At 70.2% G+C, this 14,647-nt stretch carries 15 protein-coding genes, 1 pseudogene and 2 riboswitches; of the genes and pseudogenes, 8 read left to right on the top strand and 8 right to left on the bottom strand.

All coding sequences use genetic code 11. The features are described from left to right. The first annotated feature begins 58 nt into the window (after positions 1 to 58). A riboswitch (TPP riboswitch) is annotated at positions 59 to 181 on the top strand. The 4 genes from thiC to FHS29_RS15690 all read left to right on the top strand — a co-directional run bounded on the left by thiC (position 171) and on the right by FHS29_RS15690 (position 4,236). Next, positions 171 to 1,820 (top strand): phosphomethylpyrimidine synthase ThiC, encoded by a 1,650-nt coding sequence (gene thiC / locus FHS29_RS15675; protein ID WP_184691365.1) that lies wholly within the window; start codon positions 171 to 173, stop codon positions 1,818 to 1,820. (Overlaps the previous riboswitch by 11 nt.) Before the next feature lie 13 nt (positions 1,821 to 1,833). After that, positions 1,834 to 2,694: a bifunctional hydroxymethylpyrimidine kinase/phosphomethylpyrimidine kinase gene (gene thiD, locus FHS29_RS15680; RefSeq protein WP_184691366.1), complete on the top strand. Its 861-nt coding sequence runs from the start codon at positions 1,834 to 1,836 to the stop codon at positions 2,692 to 2,694. A gap of 121 nt (positions 2,695 to 2,815) precedes the next feature. After that, positions 2,816 to 3,628, top strand: a complete 813-nt coding sequence (locus FHS29_RS15685; protein WP_312864929.1) for a class I SAM-dependent methyltransferase — start codon at positions 2,816 to 2,818, stop codon at positions 3,626 to 3,628. 35 nt (positions 3,629 to 3,663) lie between these two features. Next, a complete protein-coding gene (locus FHS29_RS15690) occupies positions 3,664 to 4,236 on the top strand; it encodes a VanZ family protein (RefSeq protein ID WP_184691367.1) in 573 nt (190 codons plus the stop codon). A 452-nt stretch (positions 4,237 to 4,688) separates the two neighbouring features. On the opposite strand, the gene FHS29_RS15695 is transcribed toward FHS29_RS15690, so the two are convergent. The 4 genes from FHS29_RS15695 to thiO all read right to left on the bottom strand — a co-directional run bounded on the left by FHS29_RS15695 (position 4,689) and on the right by thiO (position 7,194). Beyond that, positions 4,689 to 5,162 carry a MarR family winged helix-turn-helix transcriptional regulator gene (locus tag FHS29_RS15695; protein WP_221455995.1) on the bottom strand — a complete coding sequence of 158 codons (474 nt, stop codon included), beginning with the start codon at positions 5,160 to 5,162 and terminating at the stop codon, positions 4,689 to 4,691. Between the two features lie 43 nt (positions 5,163 to 5,205). After that, on the bottom strand, positions 5,206 to 5,964 hold the full coding sequence (locus tag FHS29_RS15700; RefSeq protein WP_184691369.1) for a thiazole synthase: 759 nt from the start codon (positions 5,962 to 5,964) through the stop codon (positions 5,206 to 5,208). Position 5,965: 1 nt separating this feature from the next. Beyond that, on the bottom strand, positions 5,966 to 6,166 hold the full coding sequence (thiS, locus tag FHS29_RS15705) for a sulfur carrier protein ThiS (RefSeq protein WP_184691370.1): 201 nt from the start codon (positions 6,164 to 6,166) through the stop codon (positions 5,966 to 5,968). After that, positions 6,163 to 7,194 (bottom strand): glycine oxidase ThiO, encoded by a 1,032-nt coding sequence (gene thiO / locus FHS29_RS15710; RefSeq protein ID WP_184691371.1) that lies wholly within the window; start codon positions 7,192 to 7,194, stop codon positions 6,163 to 6,165. The genes thiS and thiO overlap by 4 nt, the downstream gene beginning before the upstream one ends. Further along, positions 7,189 to 7,300: riboswitch (TPP riboswitch) on the bottom strand. (Overlaps the previous gene by 6 nt.) Positions 7,301 to 7,343: 43 nt before the next feature. Here thiO and thiE point away from each other — a divergent pair. Next, positions 7,344 to 8,003, top strand: a complete 660-nt coding sequence (gene thiE / locus FHS29_RS15715; protein ID WP_184691372.1) for a thiamine phosphate synthase — start codon at positions 7,344 to 7,346, stop codon at positions 8,001 to 8,003. Further along, on the top strand, positions 8,003 to 8,758 hold the full coding sequence (locus tag FHS29_RS15720; protein ID WP_184691542.1) for a dioxygenase family protein: 756 nt from the start codon (positions 8,003 to 8,005) through the stop codon (positions 8,756 to 8,758). Before thiE ends, FHS29_RS15720 begins: the two co-directional genes overlap by 1 nt. A 112-nt stretch (positions 8,759 to 8,870) precedes the next feature. On the opposite strand, the gene FHS29_RS15725 is transcribed toward FHS29_RS15720, so the two are convergent. Beyond that, positions 8,871 to 9,668: a S1 family peptidase gene (locus tag FHS29_RS15725; RefSeq protein ID WP_312864930.1), complete on the bottom strand. Its 798-nt coding sequence runs from the start codon at positions 9,666 to 9,668 to the stop codon at positions 8,871 to 8,873. Positions 9,669 to 9,680: 12 nt separating this feature from the next. Then, positions 9,681 to 10,037, bottom strand: a pseudogene (locus FHS29_RS38665) (S1 family peptidase); the annotation flags it as partial. 645 nt (positions 10,038 to 10,682) lie between these two features. Here FHS29_RS38665 and FHS29_RS15730 point away from each other — a divergent pair. Both FHS29_RS15730 and FHS29_RS15735 read left to right on the top strand, forming a co-directional pair. Beyond that, positions 10,683 to 10,859: a hypothetical protein gene (locus tag FHS29_RS15730; RefSeq protein ID WP_184691374.1), complete on the top strand. Its 177-nt coding sequence runs from the start codon at positions 10,683 to 10,685 to the stop codon at positions 10,857 to 10,859. 11 nt (positions 10,860 to 10,870) lie between these two features. After that, entirely contained in the window at positions 10,871 to 11,803 is a 933-nt protein-coding gene (locus FHS29_RS15735; protein WP_184691375.1) for a threonine ammonia-lyase, read from the top strand. A 298-nt stretch (positions 11,804 to 12,101) separates the two neighbouring features. Here FHS29_RS15735 and FHS29_RS15740 read toward each other — a convergent pair whose 3' ends face one another. Together FHS29_RS15740 and FHS29_RS15745 are read right to left on the bottom strand one after the other, a co-directional pair. After that, a complete protein-coding gene (locus FHS29_RS15740; RefSeq protein WP_184691376.1) occupies positions 12,102 to 13,559 on the bottom strand; it encodes an MFS transporter in 1,458 nt (485 codons plus the stop codon). A 107-nt stretch (positions 13,560 to 13,666) separates the two neighbouring features. After that, entirely contained in the window at positions 13,667 to 14,425 is a 759-nt protein-coding gene (locus FHS29_RS15745; RefSeq protein ID WP_121001666.1) for a GntR family transcriptional regulator, read from the bottom strand. Positions 14,426 to 14,647 lie beyond the last annotated feature (222 nt).

Genomic DNA, 14,647 nt, shown 5'->3' on the forward strand with positions numbered 1-14,647 from the left:
ACGCGCAAACCGGCCCCCTTGGCATCCGCACGGCGGCCTGGCTATGGTCGGGCGGACAACTCAACATCGCGGGAGCTCGCGCCACAGCGGGCTGAGAGGGCGGCTGGAGCGATCCGGTGCCGCCGACCGCCTGAACCTGACCGGGTAATGCCGGCGTAGGGAGGAATGTCGTGACGGCACTTGACGACCGTTCGGTGAAGCCCAGCGTCACCACCGGGCCGATCTCCGGCTCGCACAAGGTCTACCGCGAGGTGGCCGACGGAGTGCGGGTTCCCTTCCGCAGGGTGGAGCTCACGAACGGCGAGCATGTCGATCTCTACGACACTTCCGGTCCGTATACCGATACCGACGCCACCATCGACGTCCACAGTGGACTCCCCGCGCTGCGCGCGGACTGGGTCGCCGCGCGCGAGCCGATCAACGGGGCGGTGACCCAGCTGGCGTACGCCAAGGCCGGGATCATCACGCCGGAGATAGCCTACATCGCGGCGCGCGAGAGCTTGAGCCCCGAGTTCGTGCGGGAGGAAGTGGCGATCGGCCGTGCCGTGATCCCGCTCAACCGGCGGCACCCCGAGGCCGAGCCGATGATCATCGGCAAGAAGTTCCTGGTCAAGATCAACGCGAACATCGGCAACTCGGCGGTCTCCTCCTCGATCGAGGAGGAGGTGGAGAAGATGGTGTGGGCGTCGCGCTGGGGCGCCGACACGATCATGGACCTGTCCACCGGCAAGCGGATCCACGAGACGCGCGAGTGGATCATGCGCAACTCGCCGGTCCCGATCGGCACCGTGCCGATCTACCAGGCGCTGGAGAAGGTGAACGGCGACCCGGCGGCGCTGTCCTGGGAGGTGTACCGGGACACCGTGATCGAGCAGGCCGAGCAGGGCGTGGACTACATGACGGTGCACGCGGGCGTCCTGCTGCGGTACGTGCCGCTGACCGCGCGCCGGGTGACGGGCATCGTGTCGCGCGGCGGGTCGATCATGGCGGCGTGGTGCCTGGCGCACCACAAGGAGAGCTTCCTCTACACGCACTTCGAGGAGCTGTGCGAGATCCTGCGCACCTACGACGTGACGTTCTCGCTGGGCGACGGCCTGCGGCCGGGCTCCATCGCGGACGCCAACGACGAGGCGCAGTTCGCCGAGCTGCGCACGTTGGGCGAGCTGACGCACATCGCCCGGGCGCACGACGTGCAGGTGATGATCGAGGGCCCCGGTCACGTGCCGATGCACAAGATCGCGGAGAACGTGCGGCTGGAGGAGGAGTGGTGCGGCGAAGCGCCGTTCTACACCCTCGGGCCGCTGGCCACCGACATCGCGCCTGGCTACGACCACATCACCTCGGCGATCGGCGCGGCGCAGATCGGCTGGCTGGGCACCGCGATGCTCTGCTACGTGACGCCGAAGGAGCACCTGGGCCTGCCCAACCGGGACGACGTGAAGACCGGCGTGATCACGTACAAGATCGCGGCGCACTCGGCGGACCTGGCCAAGGGCCACCCCGGGGCGCAGGACTGGGACGACGCGCTGTCCAAGGCCCGCTTCGAGTTCCGCTGGCAGGACCAGTTCAACCTGGCGCTCGACCCGGACACCGCGCGGTCGTTCCACGACGAGACGCTGCCCGCGGAACCGGCGAAGACGGCCCACTTCTGCTCGATGTGCGGGCCGAAGTTCTGCTCGATGAAGATCACCCAGGACGTGCGCCGGTACGCGGAGGAGCGCGGGCTGTCGACCGTGGAGGCGATCGAGGCGGGCATGGAGGAGAAGTCGCACGAGTTCTCCGGCCAGGGCAACAAGGTCTACCTGCCGGTGGTCGACTGATGGCGGACGACTGATGGCGATCGCACCACCCAGGGTCCTCACCATCGCCGGGTCCGACTCCGGCGGTGGTGCGGGCCTGCAAGCAGACCTGCGCACGCTGTTCGCGTGCGGAGTGCACGGGATGACCGCCGTGACGGCGGTGACCGTGCAGAACTCGCTGGCCGTGACCGGGTACACCGAGATCCCGCCGGAGGTCGTGGCCGCCCAGATCGAGGCGGTGGCGTCCGACATCGGGGTGGACGCGGCGAAGACCGGGATGCTGGCGTCGGCCGCGATCATCGAGGCGGTCGCGGCGGCGTGCGACCGGGTCCACATCGGACGGTCCATCCCGTTCGTGGTGGATCCCGTCGCGGCGTCCATGCACGGGAACCAGTTGCTCGCGGACGACGCGCTGGACGCGTTGCGCAACGTGCTCTTCCCGCGTGCGACGTTGGTGACGCCGAACCTGGACGAGGTGCGGCTGCTGACCGGCGTGGAGGTGCGTGACCACGCGGACCAGCGGAAAGCGGCCGAGGCGCTGTTCGAGTTCGGGCCGGAGTGGGTGCTGGTGAAGGGCGGGCACCTGTGGGACGACCCGGGATGCCTCGACGTCCTCTACAACGGCTCGGAGTTCATCGAGCTGCCCGGTCCCCGGTACGACGTGAAGGACACGCACGGGAGCGGGGACACGCTGGCTTCGGCCATCACGTCCCGGCTCGCGCGCGGGGAGGACGTGCCCACGGCGGTGCGGTTCGGCAAGGAGTTCATCGTGCGGTCGGTGGCCGCGGCGTATCCGCTGGGGGGCGGGGTGGGACCGGTGTCCCCGTTGTGGCGGTTGGAGCGCGGGTTCGAGGACTTCGGGAGCGGGTTCCGGGGCGGGTTCGGAGGCTCCTAGGGCGGCGGTGCCGAGCGGGCGGTGCCGAGCGGCGGTGCCGAGGGGCGGTACCGAAGGGCCGGGGTCGGGGGCGAGGGCGTTCGGGTCGCCGGGGCGTCGGGGCGGGGTTAGCTTGGCGGTCGTGGACCGCGAGAAGATCACGCTGACCGGCGCCCCGGAGACCATGCTCGCCACCTTGTACGGGCGGGCGTTGGACAGTCGTGCGCCCAGGTCGTTCCTGCACGACGTCGCCGCGGCGGAGGCGGTTTCCCGGATCGACTACGACTTCCGCAAGACCGGGGTGACGGCGTCCTCGGCGGCGGGCGTGGCGATGCGGGCGAAGCAGTTGGACGACTGGACCGCGGCGTTCGTCGCGTCGCATCCGGCGGTCACCGTGCTGCACCTGGCTTGTGGGCTGGACACTCGGGTGCAGCGGCTCACGCCGGGCGGGGACGTGCGGTGGGTCGATGTCGACTACCCCGAGGTGATCGCGCTGCGCTCGCGGCTGCTTCCGTTGCCCGGCGGGGATTATCGGATGGTCGGATCGTCGGTCACGGATGAGGGGTGGCTGCAGGACGTGCCCGCCGACCGGCCGACCGTGGCCGTGTTCGAGGGGTTGACCATGTACCTGCGGGAGGACGAGGTCCGCGGGTTGGTCCGGCGGATCGTCCGGCGGTTCTCCGGTGGTGAGCTGTTGTTCGACGTGTACGGGTCGTTCGGGATCAGGTTGCAGAAGCTGGTGCCCGCGGTGCGCAACGCGGGCGCGACGCTGCACTGGGGGCTGGACGATCCTCGCGCGATCGAGCCGTGGGGTGTGACGTGCGTGGAGTCGGTGCGCAGCCTGGAGTTGCCCGCGGTGAAGGAAATGCCCGCGTCGGGACGGATCCCGTTGCGGATCATGGCGAAGCTGCCGGGGTTCCGTGACGTCGGCCGGATCCTCCGTTACCGGTACTAGGCCAACCGGAGCAGAACTCGCGCGTCTAGTAGGACATGAGCGCACGACAGGACGCGTACATCGCGGAGCTGGTGCTGAGCCGACCCGAGGTGGTCGCGGCGATGTTCTTCGGCTGTGTGCTGATCGGCGGGGCGGCCCTGGCCCTCGCACGGTGGCGGAGATGGCGACCGGTGCCGTCGGTGCTGGCCGGGTGCGGGTTGGCACTGGCCTTGGCGGTGACCTTGGGCAGACCGGGTGCGCTGGGTGTCGGGGTGTGGACGACCGACCTGATCGGGATGTGCGTTCCCAACGAGTTCTCGCTGACCGGGTCGTTGGCACGCCTGAACCTGTTGATGTTGATGCCTTTCGCGTTCTTCGCGACGCTGGCGACCGGGCGGCCCGTGGTGGTGTTCGCGTTGTCGGCGGGGTTGAGCGGTGCGGTGGAGCTGGTGCAGGGCGCGACCGGGTTGGGCGTGTGCGAGGCGCAGGACTTCTACAACAACACCGTTGGGGCGTTGGGCGGTGTGCTGGTGGGGGCGTTGGTGGGCGCGTTGGTCACGGTCGTGACGGGTGGCTCTCGGACGCGGCGCGCGGGTCGGTCGTCTCGGGAGCCGGTGGCGATGGGGTGAGAGGGCGTTCTGCGGTATCTGGGGGCGCGGGGATTGTCGTACCCCCGTGGTTGGGTGTGTGTCGGGGGCGTTCACTTCGAGGGGACGCCTGCGAAGCGTGGCCTCGGGGTGGATTCGGTGGCTTGGGGTCTACGGGCGTAAGAGCGTCCTCGCCGGACGGGCAGGCCACCAAGGATCCCTTGCAAAGCTCTTCGAGCTTCGAGGGTGCGGTGAGGTGGGGGGCTGCGTGTCCTCCCCGTATGGCCTGGTCGGAGACAACCGCATGTGTCAAGGGCAGATCGATCATGTGTGTGCGGTGGTCGCGCGACCGATCTGCCCTTGACACATGCGGTTCGCTGGCGCGCAGGCCATACGGGGATGACACGCAGGGCAGAAGGGTGCGCGAGGCGCGCAGCCAGAGCGCAGGTGCGCGTGCGCGCAGCTCACCGAGCGTGGTTCGGGTGTGGTGTGGGTCAGCCGGCTTCGCCGACTAGTTCCTCCAGGGCCGGTAGGGCGTTGACCAGGGCCGACTGGTGTTCCGGGGATAGGTCTTCGATGCGGCGTTGCAGTTCTCGGACCCGGGCTGAACGGACGCCGGAGACCATGGTTTCACCCTCCGGGGTCGGGGTGGCGAGCCACGCTCGGCCGTCCTGCGGGTCGGGCTCTCGGCGTACGTAACCGGCTTCCACCAGGGCTGCGACGATCCGGGACAGCGTCGGCGGGGCCACGCCCTCTTTCGCCGCCAGGTCGCCCAGGCGCATGGGGCCGCATCGCGCCAGTGTGGCCAGCGCGGACACCGCACCGGGGCCTAGTCCGGGGGAACCGGTGCGGCGCAGTAGGCGGGACAGCCTGCCTATCGCCAGGTACAGCCGGGCGGTGGCGTCCTCTACTTGCTCGGCAGCCACGGCACCTCCTACGGACACGATGGATGGATCGGAAGCGTCCATCATGCCTTGTGCGCCGGCCGCCGACTGTCGGGTGATCAACCAATCAGGCGTCCGGCGCAGGGCTGGACGCATGTGCCCAGAAGCGTTGGGGGATTCGGCCTGCCGATTTGGCCAGTCTGCCCGCTTCCACGGCGGCTCGCATGGCCGCCGCCATGCGGACCGGGTCCTGCGCCCTGGTCACGGCGGTCGCCAACAGCACGGCGGAACAGCCCAGTTCCATGGCCAGGGCGGCATCGGACGCGGTGCCGATGCCGGCGTCCAGGATCACGGGTACCGAGGCGCGGGCGACGATCAGTTCGATGTTGTGCGGGTTGCGGATGCCCAGGCCGGTGCCGATGGGCGAACCCAGGGGCATCACGGCGGCGCAGCCGACGTCCTCCAGGCGGCGGGCCAGTACCGGGTCGTCGTTGGTGTACGGCAGCACGGTGAAGCCGTCGTCCACCAGTCGCTCGGCCGCGTCGAGGAGCTCGATCGGGTCCGGCAGGAGGGTCTGTTCGTCGGCGACGACTTCGAGCTTGACCCAGTCGGTGTCCAGCGCTTCGCGGGCGAGCCGCGCGGTGAGGACGGCCTCGGCCGCGCCGCGACAGCCGGCGGTGTTCGGCAGCACCGAGATGCCGAGACTTCGCAGCAGGTCCAGCACACCACCGCCGGAGGAGTCCAAGCGGCGCATGGCGACCGTGGTCAGTTCCGTTCCGGATTCCACCAGTGCGCGTTCCAGCACGGACAGGTTGGCCGCGCCGCCGGTGCCCATGATCAGTCGCGAGCCGAACTCCCGTCCGGCGATGATCAGCGGATCGTCCACGTCAGCCTCCCTGCACGGCGGTGAGCACTTCGACGGCCGCGCCGTCGGGGACCGGGGTGCTGTGCCAGGCGGCCCGTGGCACGACCTCGCCGTCCAGCGCTACCGCCACCCCGGACGCCGGCGCGCCCAGCAGGTCGAGGACGGACGCGACGGTGGAGCCGTCGGCCAGTTCCCGATCCTCACCATTGACCCGAGCCTTCAACTGTCTCCTCCTTCGCGCGGCGGGGCTCCTTCGCGGAGCAGGGAAAGCACTCGTCGGGCCGTGACCGGGGCCAGCAGCAGCCCGTTGCGGTGGTGACCGGTCGCGGCGATGACGTCGGGGGCCAGCCAGTCGATGACCGGCATGTTGTCGGGGCTGCCCGACCTGAAGCCGGCGGACGTTTCGGCGAGCGCGTATTCGGCTACCGCGGGCCACACGGTTTCCGCGTCCCGCAACAGGTCTCGCACCGCGCCCACGGTCACGTCGGCGTCGAACCCCGTCTCGTGCTGGGTCGCGCCGAGCACCAGGCCGTCGGTCCTCGGCACGAGGTAGACAGGACGGCCGGACACGTGCGCCCGGATGGTGTGCCTGGGTGGCGGCAGTGTGCCGGGGCGGGCGGTCAGGCGGAGGATCTCACCTTTGACCGGGCGGATCACGTTGCGCAGAGCGGGATGCAGGTCTCGGCTCCAGGCACCGGCCGCGATGACGGTGACACCGGAGACTGCTGTGGGAGGTTCGGCGTCCTCGGTGAAGTGGACGTCGTAGTGGCGGCAGGCTGCGCGCAGGGCGTCGAGGAGGGCTCGGTTGTCCACCGAGAGGTCACCGGGCACTGACAATCCACTTCGGACGGTCGGACCCAGTCCCGGTTCGAGGGCACGTAGTTCGCGGCGGGTCACGCGGGTCGCGGAGCGGCCCATCCGGGTCAGGTAGGCGTGGAGTTGGTCCAGCACCTCGTTGTCGGCGGGGTCGGTGGCGAGGGCCAGGGTGCCCGTTCGGTTGAGCGGCACGTCGAGGTCTTCGGCGAACCCCGGCCAGAGGGCCAGGGACTCGACGCCCAGGGCCAGCACGTCCTCGTCGCCGGGCCACGCTTCGGTGATCGGGGCCAACATGCCGCCTGCCACCCACGAACCGCCGTGCGGTGAGGCGTGGTCGACCACGGTGACCGGGAAACCCGCCCGTGCGGCGTACCACGCCACGGACAGGCCGATGACGCCGCCGCCCAGGACGGTCACTCGACTCGCACTCGCCAAGGCACTCACGCTCCCTGCGCCGGCATGACCCGGATCAGGTTCGACGGTCGGAGCGAACCACGCTCCCTCTCAGCCCGGTGTTCTCCAGGCTCCCGTGCGGACCACCTCCACCGTAGCGCACGATTCCGGCCGGCGGTTACCGTGCGGCCGTGCCAGGACTCGACGGAACCCGGATCAGGCGGCGGCTCGCCGACGCTCGGCTGTACCTCTGCACTCCCACCCGTCCGGACCTCGCGGAGTTCGCGGACGCCGCGCTCGCCGGTGGCGTGGACGTCGTGCAGCTGCGGGACAAGGGCCTCGAAGCCAAGCAGGAGATAGCGGCCTTGGAGGTGCTGGCCGAGGCCTGTGCCCGCCACGGCGCGCTGCTGGCCGTGAACGACCGGGCGGATGTGGCGCTGGCCGTGGAGGCCGATGTCCTTCATCTGGGTCAGGATGATCTGCCGGTAGATGTCGCTCGCAAGATCGTCGGCGAACAGATCGTCGTCGGGCGATCGACCCATGACGTGGGGCAGGCGCAAGCGGCGGCGGTGGAGCCCGGGGTGGACTACTTCTGCACGGGACCGTGCTGGCCGACGCCGACGAAGCCCGGCCGGCCCGCACCGGGGCTGGACCTGGTGCGCGCCACGGCCGGGACGACGGACCGGCCGTGGTTCGCGATCGGCGGGATCGACCGGGAGCGGTTGTCGGAGGTCTTGGCCGCCGGCGCGGAGCGGGTGGTCGTGGTGCGCGCCATCACGGAGGCCGAGGACCCCCGGGCGGCGGCAAGCTGGTTGAAATTTCAACTAGAAGGCGTACAGTCGTCGTTGTGATGCCTGTGCTGTACCTGGGTCACGGGGCTCCCCCGCTGGCCGACGACGAACGGTGGACCGGCGAGCTGAGGTCGTGGTCCGCGACGCTCCCGCGCCCGGAGTCCATCCTCATCGTGTCCGCGCACTGGGAGGAGAACCCGCTCACCCTGGGCGCGACCACGACCGTGCCGCTGACCTACGACTTCTGGGGCTTCCCCCAGCGGTACTACGAGGTCACGTACGAGGCTCCCGGCGCGCCCGAGCTGGCCGCGGCGGTCGCCGGGCTGGTGGACGAGCCGGTCGCCCAGGACCCCGCGCGAGGCCTGGACCACGGCGCCTACGTGCCGCTGAAGGAGATGTTCCCGGAGGCGGACATCCCGGTGCTCCAGATGTCCATGCCGACCCTGGACCCGCGCCGGCTGTTCGACGTGGGCCGCAAGCTCGCCCCGCTGCGCGACCAGGGCGTGCTGATCATCGGCAGCGGGTTCATGACGCACAACCTGAGCTGCGTCGACATGCGCACCGGGCCGGACTACCAGCCGCCGCAGTGGTCCGCCGAGTTCGACGACTGGGCGGGGCGGGCCCTGGCGGGCAAGGACGTGGACACCCTGCTGGACTTCCAGCGGAAGGCCCCCGCCGCCGGGATCGCGCACCCGCGCACCGAGCACCTCGCGCCGCTGTTCGTGTCCCTGGGCGCGAGCGCCGACCAGGAGGCGACGACGACGGTGGACGGCTTCTGGTACGGGCTGTCGAAGCGGTCGGTCCAGTTCGACTGAAGACGTGCGACCAAAGGGAACACCCCCGGGCCAGGGGGAGGCAGTGCGGGCCCGGGGGTGTCTCTTCAACCGGAGCGCGGTCCGCAGGGAGTGATGACCGCGCGCCCCAAGCTCAGCCGACGGTCAGCCGCAGGCCGTAGACGCTGAGGATCTCGTTGACCGGCTGGAAGTAGGTCGTGCCGCCGGACGAGCAGTTGCCCGAGCCGCCCGACGTGACGCCCTGCGCCTGGCCGAAGCCCGTGCCGGCCACCCACGAACCGCCGGAGTCACCGGGCTCCGCGCACGCGTTGGTGCGGGTGAGCCCGCTGACCGAGCCCTGCGGGTAGTTCACCGTGGAGTTCTTGGCCTGGACGGTGCCGCAACGCCAGTTCGTGGTGGAACCCGAGCGGCAGATCGACGCTCCCACGGCGGCCTCGGCGCTGCCCTTCACGGTGATGTTGGTGCCGTTGTAGCGGTTGACCCACGGCCGCGAGGTCCAGTTCGAGTTCGTCGCGACCCAGGCGTAGTCGTTGCCCGGGAACGACGAGCCGCGGAACGTGCCCTGGGACACGCGGTTGTGGCCCGTGGTGGTGGCGCCGACGCGGCCGCAGTGCCCGGCCGTCACGAAGCCGCCGGTCACGGAGAACCCGACCGAGCAGCGGCTGCCGCTGCCGATGTAGTACGCGTCGCCGCCGCGGGTGTCGTAGAGCGTGGTCGGCGACTCGTCGACCTCGACGACCCGCACGGCCGGGCTGACCGACTTGGCCGTGGCGATGAACCGGTCGGCGGACGCGTCCCGGGTGTGCCGGTTGACCTCCACCACGACGGTGTTGCCGGCGTCGTCCACCCGCCAGCCGGTGATCGAACTCGGTGCGGAGAGGGCGTCCAGCGCGGCCTTCGTGCCGTTCAACTGGCGGTGCGAGAACGCCATGATCCTGGGGTCCGCGCCCACAGCACGGACGGCGTCGGCGCGACCACTGTCCGTGACGCCGACGGTCAATTTGCCGGTTACCTGGTCGATCCAGGCACCGGCGAATGTGTCTCCGAGCACACTTCGCGCTTGTGCTTCCAGTTCACCCGACCTGGCGTCGTTCGCCAGACGGACGCGCGCTTGCTCGGCATTCAGGCCGAGATCGCGTTCAACCGCTTGGAGCAACTCGGCCGGGTAGCTCTCCGTGTTGGCGGAGCTTGTCCCATAGGGGGCGGCAGGGTCCGCGATCGCCGGTACGCTGAGAGCTGTAGCCGCGCCGGTGGCGAGCAAGGCAGCCGCGGCAAGGCGGGCCGCACTCGTGCGGTTCATAAAACGTCTCCCTCATCTTCGGGTGCAGGGAACCCGAGAGCCTGGTTGCAGGGACCGCTCTCGGGGGCTCTAGGGGGACGGGTGGTGGGGCGGCGGCAGGGGTCGCCCCACCCCTTTTCTTTTCGCCCTCGTGTCGCGCTCGAACCGAGCGAGTGGCGCCCGCAGCTCCCGCATCGCGCCTCCTTCTCCGGTCTCTACCGACCAGTACTCACCCGTTCGAGCGACGTTATGACCCTGTTATCTATTACGCATCAGGCCATCTGAGGCTGAAGTGTGTCACAGCTCACGACCATTTGACTGCGCTGTGTAGCAATTGACAGTTAACTTTCACTCAAGGTAATGAGACGATCACCGATTTGGGGTGTTTTGCCAGAAGTAAGGGCTTTGGCGTTTCATGCCTCTGACGTGTGAATGCTGCTGGTCCAACCGGGTGATACCGGAAGACTTTCCGTAGTCGTCGGAGCGGTCGTCGAGGGCTGCGGCGTCTTGGTTGGCGCAACGGACGACGCCGTGGTCGGCGTGGTGGTGATCGTGGTTGGCATGGTGTTCTCTTCGGGTTGGGGCCGTTCGGCGGACGGTTGTGCCGGTGTCTCGACCGTTGGAGAGGGCACCGCGTCGCCCCGCACTCGCCTTACACCACCGAATGTGACGAGCACCACAAGGAAGGTGAGGGCGGCGCTGAGCACGGTCGCCGCCAGGCTGAGCTTCGCGGCCGGTACGGCGGCGGTGACCGCGCCCGCGACCACTCGGGTGGGTTCGATCTCCAGCTCGTCCAACGCTCCGGGGCACGAGTTGTTGGCGCGGACGGTCGGCCCGAGGTGAGGATCATCCCCATGGAACTCGTGACGATCTCCGACATCCGCGCCGCCGCCTCGCTGGTCGCGCCCGTGGTGGTGCGCACTCCCCTGCTGCGGTTCGACGACCGGCTTTCGGTGAAGCCGGAGAGCCTGCAGCCCGTGGGGGCGTTCAAGCTCCGGGGGGCCTATCACGCGCTGGCGCGGCTGACCGACGAGGTGCGGGCGCGTGGGGTGGTGGCCTTCTCCAGTGGGAACCACGCGCAGGCGGTGGCGTTCGCGGCGCGGGCGTTCGGGGTGCCGGCGGTGATCGTGCTGCCGGAGAACGCCCCCGCGGTGAAGATCGCGGCGACGCGGGGGTGGGGTGCGACGGTGGAGCTGGTGCCGATGGCGGACCGGGAGGCACGGGCGTACGAGCTGGCGGAGTCGCTGGGGGCGACGTTGATCCCGCCCTTCGACCACCGGGACGTGATCGCCGGGCAGGGGACGGTGGGGTTGGAGATCGTCGCCGACCGGCCGGAGGTGGACGTGGTGCTGGTGCCGGTGAGCGGGGGTGGGCTGGTCTCCGGGGTGGCGACGGCGGTGAAGGCGTTGCGGCCGGCGGCTCGGGTGATCGGGGTGGAACCGGAGTTGGCGGGGGATGCGGCGGAGTCGCTGCGGGCCGGGGAGCTGGTGCGGTGGCAGGCGGTGGAACGGGAGCGGACCTCGGCGGACGGGCTGCGGGCGGAGCCTTCGGAGCTGACGTTCGCGCACATGCGGGCCTACGTGGACGACATCGTGACGGTGTCCGAGGAGGAGATCGCCGAAGCGATCCGGCGGCTGGCCCGGGACACCCGGCTGGTCGTGGAGCCCAGCGGGGCCGTCGCGGTCGCGGCATACCTGCAGCGGACCGAGGAGTGGCCGGCGCGGACGGTGGCGGTCGTGTCGGGCGGCAACATCGATCCGGACGTCTTCGCGAAGATCATGCAGTGAGCCGGCAGGTCATGCGGTGATCTGCCAGCCGATGGTGGGTACGCAGATCAGTTGATCGATAAGTCGACAGATGGTCTGTGTGCAGACCGACGGGCTGATTGGCCGACAGACGATGTGCGCACCGACGAATCGCTCGATCGGCCGGCAGACGGTCTGGCGGCAGACGAATACAGCGGTCTAGCCGCGGATGGTTTGCCAGCAGACGAGCCGGTTCGTAAGCGGTTGTGCCGGTTGGGCGGCCAGCGGTAGCAGCGGCCGGTGGGTCGAGCAGCCACCGTCCGACCGGTCGGGCGGTGGGTCAGGTGCGAACGCGGGGCGGCGGGGCGTCCACGCCGCAGGTGTGGCACTCGCCGCCGGGTTGCCGGGGACGGAGGACGTCGTTGTCCGTGCCGAGTGCGAGCAGGCCGCCGACCGCCGCCGCGACGGCACACACCAGGAGGGCCGTTTGCCAACCGGCGGTGAGCGCCGCCGGGTCGGCGTACTGCGCCCCGGACAGGCCCGCGACCGTCGGCAGGGTCGCCACCGCGACCAGGCTGCCGGTGCGGGCGACCGCGTTGTTCACGCCCGACGCCACGCCCGCGTACCGGTCGGGCGCGGCGGCCAGGACCGTCGCCGTCACCGGCGCCACGACCGCCGCCAGGCCGAATCCGAACACCAGGAGGCCGGGCAGCACCCCGTCGAAGTACCCCGCGCCCGGTTCGGCTCTCCGAAGTAGGAACATGCCGACCGCCACGAGCAGAGGTCCGACCACCAGTTGGGTCCTGGGGCCGATCCGCTGGGCCAGCCGGCCGGACCTCGCGGACAGCACCAGCATGATCACGGTGATCGGCAGACTGGCCAGACCGGCCGCTGTCGGGGAGTAGCCGAGGGACACCTGGAGTTGCAGGACCATCAGCACCATGACCCCGCCCAGGGCCGCGTAGACCAGGAACGTCAGGGCGTTGGCCAGCACGAACGTCCTGTTGCCGAACAATCGGGGTGGCACCAGCGGGTCGCGGCCCCGGCGTTGCAGCACGACGAACGCGGTGAGTCCCACGACGCCCACCACCACCGCCGCGACGACCACCGCATCGGCTCCTCGGGTGGGCGCCTCGACCAGCGCGCCGGTGATTCCCGCCAGACCCAGAGCTCCGACTACTGACCCCAGGACGTTCGGGTGGCCGGTGACTTCCTCGTCCCGCGACTCGGGCACGTACCGCCGCGCCAGCCACACGCAGACGGCGGCCACCGGCAGGTTGACCAGGAACGCCAGCCGCCACGACCAGACCTGCACCAGCAGCCCGCCGACCAGCGGGCCGACGGCGGTCGCGACACCGGCCAGACCCGACCAGGCACCGATCGCGCGGGCCCGGTCGTCGCGGACGAACGCGGACTGGATGATCGCCAGCGAGCCCGGCGTGAGCAGCGCGCCGCCGATGCCCTGGAGGACGCGGGCCGCGACGAGCAGCCCGGTGTTCGGCGCGAGCCCGCAGAGCAGGGACGCCGCGCCGAACCAGACCACCCCGAAGGTGAAGACCCGGCGGCGGCCGTAGCGGTCGCCCAGCGAGCCCGCTACCAGGATCAACGAGGCCAGGGACAGCAGGTAGCCGTCGAGGGTCCACTGGAGGCCGGCGATGTCGGCGCGCAGCTCCGCACCGATGCGGGGCAGGGCGACGTTGACGATCGTGCTGTCGAGCATGGCCATGCCCGAGCCGAGGATCGTGGTCGCCAGTACGGCTCTCGCCCGCGCAGTGCCCCACTGGACCGTGTTCGCCACCCGGCCATTGTGCTGGTGAAACCCGCTCTCCGCGCCCGACCGGCCCACCGCTCCGGGGTTCCCGCCGGACGTATCCGGAGAGAACCCCTGCGGCAGTCGACCTGCGGTCAGTCCGTGGGTCGGTTCAGCGTGGCCACGAACTTGTAGCGGTCTCCCCGGTACACCGAACGGACCCACTCGACCGGGTTGCCCTCGGTGTCGAAGGAGTGGCGGGACAGCAGCAGCATCGGCAGGCCGATGTCCGCCCCCAGCAACTCCGCCTCCTCGGGCGAAGCGAGCGCGGTCTCAATAGTCTCCTCCGCGTGACCCATCTCGACCCCGAAGCGTTCCCGCAGCACCTGGTACAGCGAGGCGCCCGGCGCCAGGTAGCGGCGCAGGCCGCGGAACCTGCCCAGCGCCAGGTGGGTCGTCTCGATGGCCATCGGCTCGCCGTCGGCCAGTCGCAGGCGGTGCAGGCGCAGCACCTTCGCCCCGGCCCGCACGCCGAGCAGCCTCGCCAGCTCCGCCTCGGCGGGCATCTCGGACGCCTCGATCAGGCGCGACGAGGGCTGCCTGCCCTGCGCCTTCATGTCCTCTGTGTACGACGACAGCTGAAGCCTTTGCGCCACCTTGGGTTCGGCCGCGAACGTGCCCTTGCCCTGCACCCGCAGCAACCGGCCCTCGACGGTGAGTTCCGCGAGCGCCTGCCGCACCGTGGTGCGCGACACGTCGAACTCCGCTGCCAGCGAGCGTTCGGTCGGGATCGGTGATCCCGGTGGCAGCGCGCGCAACAGGTCGAGCAGGTGCCGCTTGAGTCCCCAGTACTTCGGCTCACGCTGCGCGCGAGACCTGGCGTCGACGCCAGTTGCCGGGCTCGTCTCCAGCATTGCCTTCCTCCTCGACCTTGCCAGCGCTCCCAGCACAGGATGCCTTGTCCACGTCGGATCGTGCGCCCGAACCCCCGACAAGAGCCAGGAAATTGATCCGATGACTTTGCAACGTCTCGGCAACGTCCTTGACATGCCCTGTGGCGAGGCACACTCTAGGCCGCATTGGTCTACACCACTTTAGGCGTTCCGGTCACTGGGACCGGGGCATTGGGAAAGGGC

This window comes from Saccharothrix tamanrassetensis, assembly GCF_014203665.1.
Lineage (GTDB): Bacteria > Actinomycetota > Actinomycetes > Mycobacteriales > Pseudonocardiaceae > Actinosynnema > Actinosynnema tamanrassetense.